This is a genomic window from Streptococcus sp. 959 (genome assembly GCF_013277075.1).
In the GTDB taxonomy this organism is placed as follows: Bacteria; Bacillota; Bacilli; order Lactobacillales; family Streptococcaceae; genus Streptococcus; species Streptococcus pseudopneumoniae_C.
Genome location: NZ_VMMF01000003.1, coordinates 41,411 through 57,624 on the forward strand (window position 1 = coordinate 41,411; position 16,214 = coordinate 57,624).

General features: G+C 41.6%; 12 protein-coding genes and 1 tRNA gene. 9 read left to right on the forward strand and 4 right to left on the reverse strand.

The features are described 5' to 3' along the window. Positions 1-61 precede the first annotated feature (61 nt). The 6 genes from HT717_RS01045 (at position 62) to ftsY (ending at position 7,432) form a co-directional block, all read left to right on the forward strand. A tRNA-Arg gene (locus HT717_RS01045) sits at positions 62-133 on the forward strand. 183 nt (positions 134-316) lie between these two features. Next, on the forward strand, positions 317-1,015 hold the full coding sequence (rnc, locus tag HT717_RS01050) for a ribonuclease III (RefSeq protein ID WP_000661480.1): 699 nt from the start codon (positions 317-319) through the stop codon (positions 1,013-1,015). Beyond that, positions 1,006-4,545 carry a chromosome segregation protein SMC gene (gene smc / locus HT717_RS01055; RefSeq protein ID WP_173304170.1) on the forward strand — a complete coding sequence of 1,180 codons (3,540 nt, stop codon included), beginning with the start codon at positions 1,006-1,008 and terminating at the stop codon, positions 4,543-4,545. The genes rnc and smc overlap by 10 nt, the downstream gene beginning before the upstream one ends. Continuing rightward, positions 4,542-5,336 carry an HAD family hydrolase gene (locus HT717_RS01060; protein WP_173304172.1) on the forward strand — a complete coding sequence of 265 codons (795 nt, stop codon included), beginning with the start codon at positions 4,542-4,544 and terminating at the stop codon, positions 5,334-5,336. Before smc ends, HT717_RS01060 begins: the two co-directional genes overlap by 4 nt. After that, positions 5,336-6,154, forward strand: a complete 819-nt coding sequence (locus HT717_RS01065) for a Cof-type HAD-IIB family hydrolase (protein ID WP_173304174.1) — start codon at positions 5,336-5,338, stop codon at positions 6,152-6,154. The genes HT717_RS01060 and HT717_RS01065 overlap by 1 nt, the downstream gene beginning before the upstream one ends. A 3-nt stretch (positions 6,155-6,157) precedes the next feature. Then, positions 6,158-7,432 carry a signal recognition particle-docking protein FtsY gene (ftsY, locus tag HT717_RS01070; protein ID WP_173304176.1) on the forward strand — a complete coding sequence of 425 codons (1,275 nt, stop codon included), beginning with the start codon at positions 6,158-6,160 and terminating at the stop codon, positions 7,430-7,432. Between the two features lie 42 nt (positions 7,433-7,474). Here ftsY and zwf read toward each other — a convergent pair whose 3' ends face one another. The 3 genes from zwf to HT717_RS01085 form a co-directional block, all read right to left on the reverse strand. Then, the gene (zwf, locus tag HT717_RS01075; RefSeq protein WP_049501794.1) at positions 7,475-8,962 is read right to left on the reverse strand and encodes a glucose-6-phosphate dehydrogenase; all 1,488 of its coding nucleotides are present in this window, start codon (positions 8,960-8,962) and stop codon (positions 7,475-7,477) included. A gap of 150 nt (positions 8,963-9,112) precedes the next feature. Beyond that, positions 9,113-9,853 carry an amino acid ABC transporter ATP-binding protein gene (locus tag HT717_RS01080; protein WP_001096321.1) on the reverse strand — a complete coding sequence of 247 codons (741 nt, stop codon included), beginning with the start codon at positions 9,851-9,853 and terminating at the stop codon, positions 9,113-9,115. Continuing rightward, on the reverse strand, positions 9,853-12,018 hold the full coding sequence (locus HT717_RS01085) for an ABC transporter substrate-binding protein/permease (protein WP_101784776.1): 2,166 nt from the start codon (positions 12,016-12,018) through the stop codon (positions 9,853-9,855). Before HT717_RS01085 ends, HT717_RS01080 begins: the two co-directional genes overlap by 1 nt. A 170-nt stretch (positions 12,019-12,188) precedes the next feature. Here HT717_RS01085 and HT717_RS01090 point away from each other — a divergent pair, with 170 nt between their 5' ends. From HT717_RS01090 to HT717_RS01100, 3 genes are all read left to right on the forward strand, one after another. Further along, entirely contained in the window at positions 12,189-13,142 is a 954-nt protein-coding gene (locus HT717_RS01090; RefSeq protein WP_049539778.1) for a CPBP family intramembrane glutamic endopeptidase, read from the forward strand. A 76-nt stretch (positions 13,143-13,218) separates the two neighbouring features. Further along, positions 13,219-15,207 carry an excinuclease ABC subunit UvrB gene (uvrB, locus tag HT717_RS01095; protein ID WP_049539777.1) on the forward strand — a complete coding sequence of 663 codons (1,989 nt, stop codon included), beginning with the start codon at positions 13,219-13,221 and terminating at the stop codon, positions 15,205-15,207. 22 nt (positions 15,208-15,229) lie between these two features. Further along, positions 15,230-15,697 (forward strand): 8-oxo-dGTP diphosphatase, encoded by a 468-nt coding sequence (locus tag HT717_RS01100; RefSeq protein ID WP_049539775.1) that lies wholly within the window; start codon positions 15,230-15,232, stop codon positions 15,695-15,697. Here the strand turns inward: HT717_RS01100 and HT717_RS01105 are convergent. Beyond that, entirely contained in the window at positions 15,694-16,209 is a 516-nt protein-coding gene (locus HT717_RS01105; protein ID WP_000159189.1) for a transcription repressor NadR, read from the reverse strand. The two genes, HT717_RS01100 and HT717_RS01105, sit on opposite strands and share 4 nt — an antisense overlap. Between the last annotated feature and the right edge of the window lie 5 nt (positions 16,210-16,214).

Genomic DNA, 16,214 nt, shown 5'->3' on the forward strand with positions numbered 1-16,214 from the left:
GCTGTCTAGCCAGAAAAAAACTTGTTATTAGAGCAAATTTCTGTTATAATAAAACAAGTTTCCACCCTTAGTGTAATGGATATCACGTAAGATTCCGGTTCTTGAGATGGGGGTTCGATTCCCTCAGGGTGGATGTAAATATCCTAAAAAAGCCTTTAAATAGGGCTTTTTATTTATCCTGCCTCAAATTTGCCACTAAAACTGAAAATCTCATTTCAATGAATACTCAAATCTCCTCCAGTCCCGTTTTAAAGTGACTCAGGGGGCTTTTTTTGATATAATAAAAAGGACTGTTATCAGTTAGAAAGAGGTTGGTATGAAAGAATTACAAACTGTACTAAAGAACCATTTTGCAATCGAATTTGCAGACAAAAAGTTACTGGAAACTGCCTTTACTCATACGAGTTATGCCAATGAGCACCGCCTCTTAAAAATTTCACACAATGAACGCTTGGAATTTTTAGGAGACGCTGTTCTACAGTTATTGATTTCAGAATATCTGTATAAAAAATATCCTAAAAAGCCTGAAGGGGACTTGTCTAAACTCCGTGCCATGATTGTCCGTGAGGAGAGTTTGGCTGGTTTTGCGCGTGACTGCCAGTTTGATCAGTTTATCAAGCTGGGTAAGGGAGAAGAAAAGTCTGGTGGGCGCAATCGTGATACCATTCTTGGTGATGCCTTCGAAGCCTTTCTTGGTGCCCTCCTTTTGGACAAGGATGTGGCCAAGGTCAAGGAATTTATCTACCAAGTCATGATTCCTAAGGTTGAAGCAGGCGAGTTTGAGATGATTACAGACTACAAAACCCATCTTCAAGAGTTACTTCAAGTCAATGGGGATGTGGCTATTCGTTATCAGGTAATTTCTGAAACGGGTCCTGCCCACGATAAGGTTTTTGATGTAGAAGTTCTTGTTGAAGGCAAGAGCATTGGTCAAGGTCAAGGTCGTTCTAAGAAATTAGCAGAGCAAGAAGCTGCCAAAAATGCCGTTGAGAAAGGGCTGGATTCATGTATTTAAAGGAAATCGAAATTCAGGGATTCAAGTCTTTTGCTGACAAGACCAAGGTCGTCTTTGACAAAGGTGTGACGGCAGTTGTTGGACCCAATGGATCTGGAAAGTCGAATATTACAGAAAGTCTGCGTTGGGCCTTGGGGGAGTCCAGTGTTAAGAGCCTCCGTGGCGGCAAGATGCCGGATGTTATCTTTGCTGGGACCGAAAGCCGCAAACCGCTCAATTATGCTTCTGTAGTTGTGACTCTGGATAATCATGACGGATTTATCAAGGATGCTGGTCAAGAAATCAGGGTCGAACGTCATATCTATCGTAGTGGAGATAGTGAATATAAGATTGACGGTAAAAAAGTCCGTCTGCGTGATATTCATGATCTTTTCTTGGATACAGGTTTGGGACGAGATTCCTTCTCTATCATTTCCCAAGGGAAGGTTGAGGAGATTTTCAACTCCAAGCCTGAGGAACGTCGTGCTATTTTCGAAGAAGCTGCAGGAGTTTTGAAATACAAGACTCGTAGAAAAGAAACTGAGAGTAAACTGCAACAAACTCAGGATAATCTAGACCGCTTAGAGGACATTATCTACGAGTTGGATAATCAAATCAAGCCTCTTGAGAAGCAAGCTGAGAATGCCGGTAAGTTTCTAGACTTGGAAGGTCAACGCAAGGCCATTTATTTAGATGTTTTGGTTTCTCAAATCAAGGAAAATAAGCTTGAACTAGAGTCAACAGAAGAAGAGTTGGCACAGGTTCAGGAACTATTGACTAGTTATTACCAAAAGCGTGAAAAATTAGAAGAGGAAAATCAAACTCTTAAAAAGCAACGCCAAGATTTACAGGCTGAAATGGCCAAAGACCAGGGTAGTTTGATGGACTTGACCAGTCTGATTAGTGATTTAGAGAGAAAATTAGCCTTATCAAAACTGGAGTCCGAGCAAGTAGCCCTGAATCAACAGGAAGCACAAGCCCGTTTGGCTACTTTAGAGGATAAGAGAAATTCACTTAGCCAAGAAAAATCTGATAAAGAAAGCTCTTTAGCCCTCTTAGAAGAGAAGCTAGTCCAAAATAATCAAAAACTCAATCGTTTAGAAGCTGAATTGCTGGCTTTTTCAGATGATCCTGATCAGATGATTGAGCTTCTACGTGAACGTTTTGTAGCGCTTTTACAAGAAGAAGCGGATGTCTCAAACCAGTTGACCCGTATCGAAAATGAGTTGGAAAATAGTCGTCAGCTTTCTCAAAAACAAGCAGATCAACTAGAAAAGCTGAAAGAACAGTTGGCTACAGCTAAAGAGAAGGCTGGTCAGCAAAAAGAAGAGCTTGAAACTGCCAAGGAACAGGTTCAGAAATTACTGGTGGACTATCAAATCTGTGCCAAGGAACAAGAGGAGCAGAAAACTTCCTATCAAGCTCAACAAAGCAAACTCTTTGACCGTCTGGATAGTCTCAAAAACAAGCAGGCTAGAGCCCAAAGTTTGGAAAATATTCTGAGAAATCATAGCAACTTTTATGCAGGTGTCAAGAGTGTCCTCCAAGAAAAAGATCGTCTAGGTGGGATTATTGGGGCAGTTAGTGAACACCTGACCTTTGATGTGCATTATCAAACTGCTCTAGAGATTGCGCTTGGAGCGAGTAGCCAGCATATTATCGTAGAAGATGAACATGCGGCAACCAAGGCGATTGATTTCCTAAAACGTAACAGAGCTGGTCGTGCGACCTTTCTTCCTTTGACGACTATCAAGGCTCGTACGATTTCTAGTCAGAACCAAGATGCTATCGCTGCAAGTCCAGGATTTCTGGGCATGGCAGATGAGTTAGTTACTTTCGATACTAGACTGGAAGCCATTTTCAAGAACTTGCTAGCCACGACAGCGATTTTTGATACAGTAGAACATGCGCGTGCAGCAGCTCGTCAAGTTCATTATCAGGTTCGCATGGTGACATTGGATGGGACAGAGCTTCGTACAGGTGGTTCCTATGCAGGTGGAGCCAATCGCCAGAACAACAGCATCTTCATCAAGCCAGAACTGGAGCAATTACAAAAAGAAATTGCTGAAGAGGAAGTAAGTCTTCGTTCAGAAGAAGTGGCTTTGAAGACCTTGCAAGACCAGATGGCTAGATTGACAGAAAGATTAGAAGCTATCAAATCTCAAGGAGAACAAGCACGTATTCAGGAGCAAGGCTTGTCCCTCGCTTATCAGCAGACCAGTCAGCAAGTTGAAGAACTGGAAACTCTTTGGAAACTCCAAGAAGAGGAATTAGATCGTCTTTCTGACGGAGATTGGCAAGCAGATAAGGAAAAATGCCAAGAGCGCCTTGCTGCAATCGCCAGTGACAAGCAAAATCTGGAAGCTGAGATTGAAGAGATTAAGTCCAACAAAAATGCCATCCAAGAACGCTATCAAAACTTGCAGGAAGAGGTAGCGCAAGCTCGCTTGCTTAAGACAGAACTACAAGGGCAAAAACGTTATGAAGTAGCTGATATTGAGCGTTTAGGCAAAGAATTGGACAATTTAGATATCGAACAAGAGGAAATCCAGCGCCTTCTTCAAGAAAAGGTTGACAATCTTGAGAAAGTTGATACAGAATTGCTCAGTCAACAGGCTGAAGAAGCCAAAACTCAGAAAACAAACCTCCAACAAGGTTTGATTCGCAAGCAGTTTGAATTAGATGATATTGAAGGCCAGCTGGATGATATTTCCAGTCATTTGGACCAGGCTCGCCAACAGAATGAGGAGTGGATTCGTAAGCAAACACGTGCTGAAGCTAAGAAAGAAAAGGTCAGCGAGCGCTTACGCCATTTACAAAGCCAATTAACAGACCAGTATCAGATTAGCTATACTGAAGCACTAGAAAAGGCACATGAATTGGAAAACCTCAATCTGGCAGAGCAAGAGGTGCAGGATTTGGAGAAGGCTATTCGCTCACTGGGTCCAGTCAACTTGGAAGCTATTGACCAGTACGAAGAAGTTCACAGCCGTCTGGATTTCCTAAATAGCCAGAGAGATGATATTTTGTCAGCGAAAAACCTGCTTCTTGAGACCATTACAGAGATGAATGATGAGGTCAAGGAACGCTTTAAATCAACTTTTGAAGCTATTCGTGAGTCCTTTAAAGTGACCTTCAAACAGATGTTTGGCGGAGGTCAGGCAGACTTGATATTGACTGAGGACGACCTTTTAACAGCTGGTGTGGAGATTTCTGTTCAACCTCCAGGTAAGAAAATCCAGTCGCTTAACCTCATGAGTGGTGGTGAAAAAGCTCTATCGGCTCTTGCCTTGCTTTTCTCCATTATTCGTGTCAAGACCATTCCTTTTGTTATCTTGGATGAGGTAGAAGCTGCGCTGGATGAAGCCAATGTTAAACGTTTTGGGGATTACCTCAACCGCTTTGATAAGGACAGCCAGTTTATCGTCGTAACCCATCGTAAGGGGACTATGGCAGCGGCCGATTCTATCTATGGAGTGACTATGCAAGAATCAGGTGTCTCAAAAATTGTTTCGGTTAAGTTAAAAGATTTAGAAAGTATTGAAGGATGACAATTAAACTAGTAGCAACAGATATGGATGGAACTTTTCTAGATGGAAATGGGTGTTTTGATATGAACCGCCTCAAGTCCCTTTTAGCTTCCTACAAGGAAAAAGGGATTTACTTTGCGGTGGCTTCAGGTCGGGGATTTCTGTCTCTAGAAAAATTATTTGCTGATGTTCGTGATAACATTATTTTCATCGCTGAAAATGGCAGTTTGGTAGAATATCGAGGTCAAGATTTGTATGAAGCGACTATGTCTCGTGAGTTTTATCTATCAACTTTTGAAAGGCTGAAAACTTCACCTTATGTAGATATCAATAAACTGCTCTTGACGGGCAAAAAGGGAGCTTATGTTCTAGATACGGTTGATGAGACCTATTTGAAAGTGAGCCAGCACTATAATGAAAATATCCAAAAAGTAGCGAGTCTGGAAGATATTACAGATGACATTTTCAAATTTACAACCAACTTCACAGAAGAAACGCTAGAAGCTGGGGAAGCTTGGGTCAATGAACATGTTCCTGGTGTTAAGGCAATGACAACTGGCTTTGAATCCATTGATATTGTTCTGGACTATGTCGATAAGGGAGTGGCCATTGTTGAATTAGCTAAAAAACTTGGCATCAAAATGGGTCAGGTTATGGCTTTTGGAGACAATCTAAATGATTTGCACATGATGCAGGTTGTGGGACATCCTGTAGCTCCTGAAAATGCACGACCTGAAATTTTAGAATTAGCAGAGACAGTGATTGGTCACCATAAGGACCAGTCGGTTATAGCTTATATGGAGGGCTTATAATGGCAGATATAAAATTGATTGCATTGGACTTGGATGGGACCTTGCTGACTACTGATAAAAAGCTGACGGATCGTACCAAGGCAACCCTGAAAGCTGCGCGTGATCGTGGTATCAAGGTCGTATTGACAACTGGTCGCCCCTTAAAAGCTATGGATTTCTTCCTCCATGAGCTAGGGACTGACGGCCATGAAGATGAGTATACGATTACTTTTAATGGTGGTTTGGTTCAGAAAAATACAGGTGAAATCCTTGATAAAACAGTCTTTTCATATGATGATGTGGCACGCTTGTATGAAGAAACAGAGAAATTATCACTGCCTCTTGACGCCATCTCAGAAGGAACTGTTTATCAAATTCAATCTGACCAAGAAAGTCTTTATGCCAAATTTAATCCAGCATTGACCTTTGTTCCAGTGGACTTTGAAGACTTGTCTAGTCAGATGACCTACAATAAATGCGTGACTGCCTTTGCTCAAGAACCCTTGGATACAGCCATTCAGAAGATTTCTCCAGAATTGTTTGATCAATATGAAATCTTTAAGTCACGGGAAATGTTGCTAGAGTGGTCACCAAAGAATGTTCATAAAGCAACAGGTTTAGCAAAACTAATCAGCCATCTTGGAATTGACCAAAGTCAAGTGATGGCATGTGGTGACGAGGCCAATGACCTCTCTATGATTGAGTGGGCGGGACTCGGTGTTGCCATGCAAAACGCTGTTCCTGAAGTCAAGGCAGTCGCAAATGTGGTGACTCCAATGACCAATGATGAAGAGGCTGTCGCCTGGGCTATCGAAGAATATGTGTTAAAGGAGAACTAAGATATGGGATTATTTGACCGTCTATTCGGAAAAAAAGAAGAACCTAAAAGCGAAGAAGTTGTAAAAGAAGCTCTGGAAAATCTTGATTTGTCTGAAGCTACTGAGCCTGCCCTTACAGAAGCTGAGGAAGTTCCTCAAGAAGAAGCAGAGGTTAAAAGTTCTGAAGAAGAGGAAAATCAAGACACAGTTGAAGAGAGTCAGGATTCAGAGCCAGTTGTAGAAGTTTCTCAAGAAGAAATAGAAGAATTTTCAAACTCAGAAGAAGTCCCAGAGGAAGAGAATACTGAGTTCGTAGAAACTGTCGAAGAAAATAGTTCTGAAGTTCTTGAACCAGAAATTCCTCAAGCAGAAGAAACTGTTCAGGAAAAATATGACCGCAGTCTCAAGAAAACTCGCACAGGCTTCGGTGCTCGCTTGAACGCCTTCTTTGCCAATTTCCGCTCTGTTGACGAAGAATTTTTCGAGGAACTGGAAGAACTGCTCATCATGAGTGACGTTGGTGTCCAAGTCGCTTCTAACTTAACTGAGGAGCTACGCTACGAAGCCAAGCTTGAAAACGCCAAGAAACCTGACGTACTTCGTCGCGTCATCATTGAGAAATTGGTTGAGCTGTATGAAAAGGATGGCAACTACGATGAAAGTATCCATTTCCAAGATGACTTGACAGTCATGCTCTTTGTTGGGGTTAATGGTGTCGGGAAAACAACTTCTATCGGTAAGCTAGCCCACCGCTACAAACAAGCTGGTAAGAAGGTCATGCTGGTTGCGGCAGATACCTTCCGTGCAGGGGCAGTAGCCCAGCTAGCTGAATGGGGTCGACGTGTAGATGTTCCAGTAGTAACTGGACCTGAAAAGGCTGACCCAGCCAGTGTAGTCTTTGATGGCATGGAACGTGCTGTAGCTGAAGGTATCGATATTCTTATGATTGATACAGCTGGTCGTCTGCAAAATAAGGATAATCTTATGGCTGAGTTGGAAAAGATTGGCCGTATCATCAAACGTGTTGTGCCAGAAGCACCGCATGAAACCTTCTTAGCACTTGATGCATCAACAGGTCAAAACGCTCTTGTACAGGCCAAAGAATTTTCGAAAATCACTCCTTTGACAGGAATTGTCTTGACTAAGATTGACGGAACAGCTCGAGGTGGTGTTGTTCTAGCCATCCGTGAAGAACTCAATATTCCTGTAAAATTGATTGGTTTTGGTGAGAAAATCGATGATATTGGAGAATTTAACTCAGAAAACTTTATGAAGGGTCTCTTGGAAGGCTTAATCTAATTAGAAGCAAAAATCCTGCAAGGTTATCTTGCAGGAAATTTTTTATTCTAGTCTACCATCTTGACGATAGGCGATATCTGGTTGCCAAGTCCATTTGGCACCGAATTTTTCAAGTAAGTCAAAGCTGGCTTGAGGTCCCATGCTTCCAGCTTTATAGTCATGAAGTGGGGCACCATTTTCAGCCCAGAGCTCTTCGATACGGTCAATCAATTTCCATGACGCACCCACTTCATCCCAGTGGCTAAAGTTAGTTGAGTTGTTGTTTAGGACATCATAAATCAATTTCTCGTATGGTTCTGGAGAAGCACCAGTTGCGGTCGCATCTGTACGGTAATCAAGTGAGTTAGGAGCCAAGTTAAATTCTTCTCCTACCTGCTTCCCATTTAGGCTAAGAGAGAAGCCTTCTGTTGGTTGGATATAGATGGTCAAAATGTTTGGAGCAAGTGGCTCACCAAAGATAGAATCCATTTGTTTAAAGACGATGTTGACATGAGTCCCTTTTTCAGTTAGACGTTTACCAGTACGGAAGAAGAAAGGAACACCACGGAAACGATCACTGTCTACAAAGAAGGCACCAGATGCAAAGGTTTCAGTTGTTGATTCTGGATTCACATTTGGCTCGCTACGATAAGAGATATATTTCATGCCATCAATCTTACCAGAACGGTATTGACCACGGATAAAGTGTTCTTTAAGCTCTTCATCAGTTGGATGATAGAGGTTTTTAAAGACCTTAATCTTCTCAGCACGAATCTCGTCTTTTGTGAAGCTTGCTGGCTTGTCCATGGCAAGGAGAGAAAGAAGTTGTAGTGTATGGTTTTGTACCATGTCACGGAGGGCACCAGATTGGTCATAGTAGCCACCACGTTCTTCTACACCCAAGCGCTCCGCAAAGGTAATTTGAACATTGTCGATAAAGTCTTTGTTCCAAACGTTTTCAAAAATCAAGTTTGCAAAGCGAACTGCAAAGATACTTTGGATCATTTCCTTACCAAGATAATGGTCGATACGGAAAATTTGTTCTTCATCAAATGTTGCTAGGAGCTCGTCATTCAACTTGCTTGCAGTTGCGTAATCTGTACCAAATGGTTTCTCAACGATTAAGCGCTCAAAACCTTTTCCATCTACAATGTTTTCAGACTTGAGGTGCTTAGCAATGGTTCCAAAGAATTGAGGAGCCATAGATAAGAAGAAGAGCTTGTTGTGTTCAGCTTGGTACTTATCATTTAGTTCAGCCTGCAATTGACGCAATGCAATGTAGTGTTCCGTATCATTGACATCATGACTTTGATAGTAGAAGTGGCTAGCGAACTCTTGAGCCTGTTCGGTACTATCTGCCAAATCAAGGATCGATTCGACTACAACAGATTCAAAATATTCCTTGCTCCAAGGACGACGAGCAGTGCCAATAACTGCAAAGTGCTCGGAAAGATTGCCGGATTTATATAGTCTAAAAAGGGAAGGGTAGAGCTTGCGTTTAGCCAGGTCTCCACTCGCACCAAAAATTGTAACAATAACCTTAGATGACATCTAGCTACCTAATTTCTATTTTTATTCCTAGTCCTGCTAGGTATGAGGAAACCTCATTTCATAAACTTAATTCTAACATAATTTTCCGAAAAATCAAAAAATCCAATACGAGATAGAAAAAAACTGCAAGGAAATCCTTACAGTTTAAGTTTAAACGTTTAAGACCTTGTCCAAGAACTCTTTCAGACGTGGGTGTTGTGGGTTGTCAAAGATTTGATCTGGTGTTCCGTCTTCAAGGAACTCGCCATCTGCAGTAAAGATAACGCGGTTGGCAACCTGACGAGCAAATCCCATCTCATGGGTTACGATAATCATGGTCATACCTTGCTCAGCCAATTCCTTCATAACGTTTAGTACGTCTCCGACCATCTCAGGGTCAAGGGCAGAAGTTGGTTCATCAAAGAGCATGATGTCTGGATTCATTGCTAGTCCACGAGCGATAGCCACACGTTGTTTTTGACCACCTGATAGGCTATCTGGGTTAGCATTAGCTTTATCTGCTAGTCCAACCTTTTCAAGCAACTCCATTCCCAATTTCTCAGCTTCTTCCTTAGTCATCAACTTGTGCTCAATTGGAGCAAAAGTAATGTTGTCCAATACAGACATGTGTGGGAAGAGATTGAAGTGTTGGAAAACCATTCCGATATTTTCACGGACGTGGTCAACGTTGGTTGTTTTTTCAGTTAAGTCATAACCGTTCACAGTGATGTGACCACTAGTGACTTCTTCTAGAAGATTGAGGCTACGGAGGAAGGTTGACTTACCAGAACCTGAAGGACCGATGATACAAACAACATCTCCTTCATAGAACTTAGTCGTAATTCCTTTTAGGACTTCATTTTTTCCGTAGTTTTTGTGTAAATCATTTACATCAATTTTTAATTTTGCCATTAACGAATCCTCTTTTCTAAGCGTTTCGCTAGTCTAGTCAAAAGTGTGATAATTACAAGATAGAAGATAGCAAGGATTGCATACATCTTGAAACTTTGGTAGTTACGGGCGATGATAATCTTACCAGTTTGGAAGAGTTCAACCAAACCGATAGCAGATACGATGGTTGTATCTTTAAGAGCGATAACGAATTGGTTAACAAAGTTTGGCAACATCAATTTAGTTGCTTGTGGCAAGATAATCTTACGCATGGTTTTTCCATAAGAGATACCCAAGCTTCGGCTGGCTTCCATTTGGCCAACTGGAACGGCCTGAATACCACCACGAACGATTTCAGCGATATAAGCAGCCGCATTGAGTGAGAGGGCAATGGTACCGGCTACGAAGTCGTTAATTGGACTTTGTTGGCCTGTAATAGACTCGATGAAGTTTGGAATTCCCCAGAAGATGAAGGCTGCAAGAATCATCAAAGGAATACCACGGATAACGTCAACGAAAATCTCAGAAATCACACGAAGAGATTTGTAGGGGCTAACGCTAAACATACCGAAGATAATCCCGATGACAATAGCAATAGCAAATGAGATAAGAGCTAGAGCAAGAGTGATGCCAAGCCCGCTAAGGAGCTGTTTGTAGTTATTTTGAAGCAAGCCCCAGATAGTTGTCTCATCAACAGTGCTTGTTGAAGCAGATGAAGATTCGCTAGCTAGGTATTTATCAAGAATCTTTTGGAATTCTCCGTTTGCTTTAAGGTTTGCAAGTCCGTTATTGAACATTTCAATCAATTCAGGATTTGATCCTTTTTTAACGGCAAAGGCTGTTTCACCGATTGGAGTTCCAGCGATTGGAGTTTTCAATTTTTGACCTTGGCTGATAGAATATTTGAGAACAGGTTCATCATCCATAACGGCATCGATGGCACCAGTATTCAAACTGTCATACATTGAAGAACCATCAGCAAATGTTTTGATTTTGTAACCGTATTTGTTTTGATTTTCTGTTAGGAATGTTTGAGAAGCAGTTCCGTTTTTAACACCAACTGTCTTCCCTTTCAAATCTTCATAAGAAGCAATATTGCTTGATTCTTTGACACCAAGGATAGTATTGGCAGTGTAGTATGATTCTGAGAAGTCAAAAGTTGCCTTACGAGCATCAGTGACAGACATACCAGCAATGATACCATCAGCTTGACCAGCTTGAACAGCACTGATAGCAGCATCAAAACCAGGGTTGGTAATTTCAATTTCAAAACCTTGGTCTTTAGCGATTGCCTTAATCAATTCCATATCAATACCAGTAAATTGGTTACTTGAGTTTTGGAAAACAAAAGGTGCAAAAGAAGAATCGCTGGCAATAATGTATTTAGCTTTAACAGGAATGGCTTTTAAGCCTGCTAGAGTAGTTGTGGTTGGCACTGCTGAAGATGATGAAGCAGTCCATTTCTTGATGATTTTATCAAGACTACCATCTTTTTTCATTTCAGCCAAGGCTTGGTTAAATTCAGTGACTAGGTGCTCGTATTTGCTTCCTTTTTTAACACCGAAAGCAAAACTTCCGACAGCTTCACCATCCATTTCAATATGGAGGTCTTGACCTTGGTTAATGGCATACTCGATAACAGGTTTGTCATCCATCATGGCATCGATGGCACCAGCACTCAAGCTGTTGTTCATCAAATCACTAGTGTCAAATGTTTTAATAGTAAAGCCGTATTTATCTTTAATCGTTTCTAGGAAACGTTGAGCGGCTGTTCCGTTTTTAACACCAACGGTTTTGCCAGTTAATTGGTCATATTTACTAATCTTGTGTGCCTTTGTAGTTGCAATGACAACTTTTGTATCATAGTAAGTATCAGACATGGTGAAAACTTTTTCACGTTCTTTCGTCTTTGTCATCCCTGCCATGATAGCGTCAGCTTGACCAGCTTGAACCGCATTTACCGCTGCATCAAATCCAGGATAGGACATCTGAATGTTCCATCCTTTAATCTCAGCGACTTTGTTGATAATGTCAACATCAATTCCTTTATAAGTTTGATCTGAATCTTTAAACTCAAAAGGTGCATAGGCGGTGTCAGAAACAATCTTAATCGTCTCTGCTTTCGCAATACCTAATGAGAAAATTGGGAATAAAATTAGCAAAAATGCTAGAAATTTTTTCTTCATTTTTAGTCTCCTTTTCCGAATATTTTCTCATTATATCAGAAAAAGTAAAAAAAGGCAAATTTTTATATTCCTGTGTTAGAAAATATAACATCGAGTTCTTCTTTTCTTTTTTGAATTGCTACTATAAAGTGCTATAATAATAGTATATAATAGAAAAAGAGGACAGGGATATGAAGAACAAAAGAATATTTAATGATTTCCAAACTTCAAAAATGAGTTTAAACATTTACACAAGCCCCTTGTTAGCCTTTGTTTTTGTCTTTATAGGAGAGTTTGTGGCTTATACTCTGTATGGTATTAGCTTGTTAGCTCTCATCGGACTTGCTAGAAATTTTGGAGAGGCTGGTCAAAATCTTGCAACCTACTTGCAGACCTTGCAGCAGAGCTTGACGGATAAAACAAGTGACTTTCGTTTAATTTTAGAATTACTGTCCTTTGGTTCCGTTCTCAACACTGTGTTTAGATGGACTAGAAAAGTTGAGAAAAGACCTATTCGAACTTTAGGATTTTATAAAGAAAATTTCTTCAGCAATCTGCTTAAAGGATTTGGTCTAGGCCTGGCACTTTTTCTTCTGACCTTGTTAGGTTTAGTAGCCTTAGGGCAATATCGTTTGGAGTCCATTCACTTGAATCCTTATTCGCTTGCCTTTGTCATTTTTACCATTCCATTTTGGATTTTACAGGGGACAACAGAAGAAGTGGTGGCCCGTACTTGGCTCCTTCCTCAATTGGCCTCAAGAACCAATCTAAAACTAGCTGTTCTTATATCTAGCCTGTTCTTTACCCTGCTTCATATGGGCAATTCTGGCCTCACGACTCTATCTCTAGTGAATCTCTTTTTATTCGGAGTTGCTATGTCACTTTACCTCCTCAAAACAGATACAGTTTGGGGTGTAGCAGGTATTCATGGCGCCTGGAATTTTGCTCAGGGAAATTTATTTGGGATTTTAGTTAGCGGTCAGCCGTCAGGAACATCGCTGATGACCTTTTTACCACAAGGTAATCAAGATTGGCTATCAGGTGGCTCTTTTGGGATAGAAGGATCTATCATGACAAGTCTGATCTTGCTACTGTTGATTGTCTATCTCGCTCATCAATTAAAGAAAGAAAATGAAAGGATGTGACTTAGGTCCGTCCTTTTCTTCGTGAAAATGTTACAAGTATGCTAAAATAGGAATAGCACATCGAGAGAGGATTCTTATGATTAACCGCATTACAGATAATCAATTTAAACTAGTATCAAAATATCAACCATCAGGAGACCAACCTCAAGCTATCGAACAGTTGGTAGATAACATCGAGGGGGGCGAAAAAGCTCAGATTCTGATGGGGGCGACTGGTACAGGGAAGACCTATACCATGAGTCAGGTCATTTCCAAAGTCAATAAACCCACTCTGGTCATCGCTCACAATAAGACTCTGGCAGGACAGCTCTATGGGGAGTTTAAGGAATTTTTCCCTGAAAATGCTGTTGAGTATTTTGTTTCCTACTATGACTATTATCAACCAGAGGCCTATGTGCCTTCGAGTGATACCTACATTGAGAAGGACAGCTCTGTTAACGATGAGATTGACAAACTCCGCCACTCAGCGACTTCGGCTCTTTTGGAGCGCAATGATGTCATTGTCGTAGCCTCAGTCTCTTGTATCTATGGTTTGGGTTCGCCCAAGGAATACGCTGATAGCGTCGTTAGTCTACGTCCAGGCCTTGAAATTTCTCGTGATAAACTTTTGAATGATTTGGTCGATATTCAGTTTGAGCGAAATGATATTGATTTCCAACGGGGAAGGTTTCGTGTGCGTGGGGATGTGGTAGAGATTTTCCCAGCCTCTCGTGATGAACATGCCTTTCGAGTAGAATTCTTTGGAGATGAAATTGATCGTATCCGCGAAGTGGAGGCTTTGACGGGTCAAGTCCTTGGAGAAGTGGATCATTTGGCGATTTTCCCAGCTACTCACTTTGTGACCAATGACGATCATATGGAGGATGCTATTGCTAAAATTCAGACTGAGTTGGAAGAGCAGTTAGCTGTCTTTGAAAAGGAAGGTAAACTGTTAGAAGCCCAGCGGTTGAAACAGCGGACAGAGTATGATATCGAAATGTTGCGCGAGATGGGCTATACCAATGGTGTCGAAAACTACTCACGTCATATGGATGGACGGAGCGAAGGTGAGCCTCCTTATACCCTTCTCGACTTTTTCCCAGATGATTTCTTAATCATGATTGACGAGAGCCACATGACCATGGGGCAGATCAAGGGTATGTACAATGGTGACCGTTCGCGTAAGGAAATGTTAGTAAATTACGGTTTCCGTTTGCCGTCTGCCTTGGACAATCGTCCTCTCCGTCGTGAAGAATTTGAAAGCCATGTGCATCAGATTGTTTACGTTTCGGCGACACCTGGTGACTATGAAAATGAACAAACCGAGACAGTGATTGAGCAAATCATTCGTCCGACAGGGCTCTTGGATCCTGAGGTGGAAGTTCGTCCAACTATGGGACAGATTGATGACCTCCTAGGTGAAATCAATGCCCGTGTTGAGAAGAATGAGCGTACCTTTATCACAACCTTAACCAAGAAAATGGCGGAGGACTTAACTGACTACTTCAAAGAAATGGGCATTAAGGTTAAGTACATGCACTCGGATATCAAGACCTTGGAGAGGACAGAGATTATCCGTGACCTGCGCTTGGGCGTCTTTGATGTCTTGGTCGGTATTAACCTGCTCCGTGAAGGGATTGATGTTCCTGAGGTCAGCTTGGTTGCCATTCTCGATGCTGACAAGGAAGGCTTCCTCCGTAACGAACGTGGCCTCATCCAGACCATTGGACGTGCTGCTCGTAATAGCGAGGGCCATGTAATCATGTATGCGGACACGATCACTCAGTCTATGCAACGTGCCATTGATGAAACGGCTCGTCGTCGGAAAATCCAGATGGCTTATAATGAAGAGCATGGCATCGTTCCACAAACCATCAAGAAAGAAATCCGTGATCTGATTGCTGTGACCAAGGCAGTTGCTAATGAAGAGGACAAGGAAGTCGACATCAATAGCCTCAATAAACAAGAGCGCAAAGAACTAGTTAAGAAACTGGAAAAACAAATGCAAGAAGCCGTCGAAGTGCTTGACTTTGAACTAGCAGCACAGATTCGTGATATGATGCTGGAAGTCAAGGCGTTGGATTAGAATAGAACTTAAAGGAGAAAAAATGTCCCGTTCCCAATTAACGATTTTAACAAACATTTGTCTGATTGAAGACTTAGAAACTCAGCGCGTAGTGATGCAGTATCGCTCTCCTGAAAACAATCGCTGGTCTGGCTATGCTTTTCCGGGTGGTCATGTAGAAAATGGCGAGTCTTTCGCAGAGTCTGTCATTCGTGAAATTTATGAAGAAACAGGATTGACTATCCAAAATCCTCAACTGGTTGGCATTAAAAATTGGCCACTAGATACTGGTGGGCGCTATATTGTCATTTGTTATAAGGCGACAGAGTTTACTGGAACTCTTCAATCTTCAGAAGAGGGAGAAGTTTCTTGGGTGCAAAAAGACCAGATTCCAAACTTGGATCTGGCCTATGATATGTTACCTTTGATGGAAATGATGGAAGCTCCGGACAAATCTGAATTTTTCTACCCTCGCCGTACAGAAGATGATTGGGAGAAGAAAATCTTCTAGTCTTTTACTAAATAACCAAGTTGATCCAAGGCCTCCTCGATATAGTGGAGGTCTTGTTGTGTTTCAGCTTCGACTAGGTGGTAATGGATGCCATCTGTCAATTCAGACAGAGGTCTAAAGTCAGAATGCTCGACTTGTTCTAGAAAATGCTGAACATCTCGGCGACAAGACAGTTTCAGCAAGGTTTCAATTTCTCCATAAACGGGATGGTCAATCAAGGTATTTTGAACACGTCCACCATTATCGACGATAGCAAGGAGTTCCTGACCGATTTCTTCAACTTCATGTTTAACTTTGAAAAGTTTGTGGACGTATGGATTGACATCAACTTGCTTATAGACGTAGCCACGATTGGTGGATAGGATAGGAGCGCCATCGGCTCTCAAAATTGCAATGTCCTGGACAATGACCTGACGTGTGACATGAAAATGTTCAGCCAAACTTTGGCCATTGAGGGCTTTAGGAGCTTCTTTCAAGAGTTGGAGTAGGGCTTGTTTGCGATCTTTTGTCATAGTTC

Excerpts from the sequence above, each read along its gene's own strand:
- HT717_RS01065 (WP_173304174.1), top strand. The coding sequence starts at position 5,336 with ATGGCAGATATAAAATTGATTGCATTGGACTTGGATGGGACCTTGCTG.
- HT717_RS01080 (WP_001096321.1), bottom strand. The coding sequence starts at position 9,853 with ATGGCAAAATTAAAAATTGATGTAAATGATTTACACAAAAACTACGGA.
- HT717_RS01060 (WP_173304172.1), top strand. The coding sequence starts at position 4,542 with ATGACAATTAAACTAGTAGCAACAGATATGGATGGAACTTTTCTAGAT.
- smc (WP_173304170.1), top strand. The coding sequence starts at position 1,006 with ATGTATTTAAAGGAAATCGAAATTCAGGGATTCAAGTCTTTTGCTGAC.
- HT717_RS01085 (WP_101784776.1), bottom strand. The coding sequence starts at position 12,018 with ATGAAGAAAAAATTTCTAGCATTTTTGCTAATTTTATTCCCAATTTTC.
- HT717_RS01090 (WP_049539778.1), top strand. The coding sequence starts at position 12,189 with ATGAAGAACAAAAGAATATTTAATGATTTCCAAACTTCAAAAATGAGT.
- uvrB (WP_049539777.1), top strand. The coding sequence starts at position 13,219 with ATGATTAACCGCATTACAGATAATCAATTTAAACTAGTATCAAAATAT.
- rnc (WP_000661480.1), top strand. The coding sequence starts at position 317 with ATGAAAGAATTACAAACTGTACTAAAGAACCATTTTGCAATCGAATTT.
- HT717_RS01105 (WP_000159189.1), bottom strand. The coding sequence starts at position 16,209 with ATGACAAAAGATCGCAAACAAGCCCTACTCCAACTCTTGAAAGAAGCT.
- HT717_RS01100 (WP_049539775.1), top strand. The coding sequence starts at position 15,230 with ATGTCCCGTTCCCAATTAACGATTTTAACAAACATTTGTCTGATTGAA.
- zwf (WP_049501794.1), bottom strand. The coding sequence starts at position 8,962 with ATGTCATCTAAGGTTATTGTTACAATTTTTGGTGCGAGTGGAGACCTG.
- ftsY (WP_173304176.1), top strand. The coding sequence starts at position 6,158 with ATGGGATTATTTGACCGTCTATTCGGAAAAAAAGAAGAACCTAAAAGC.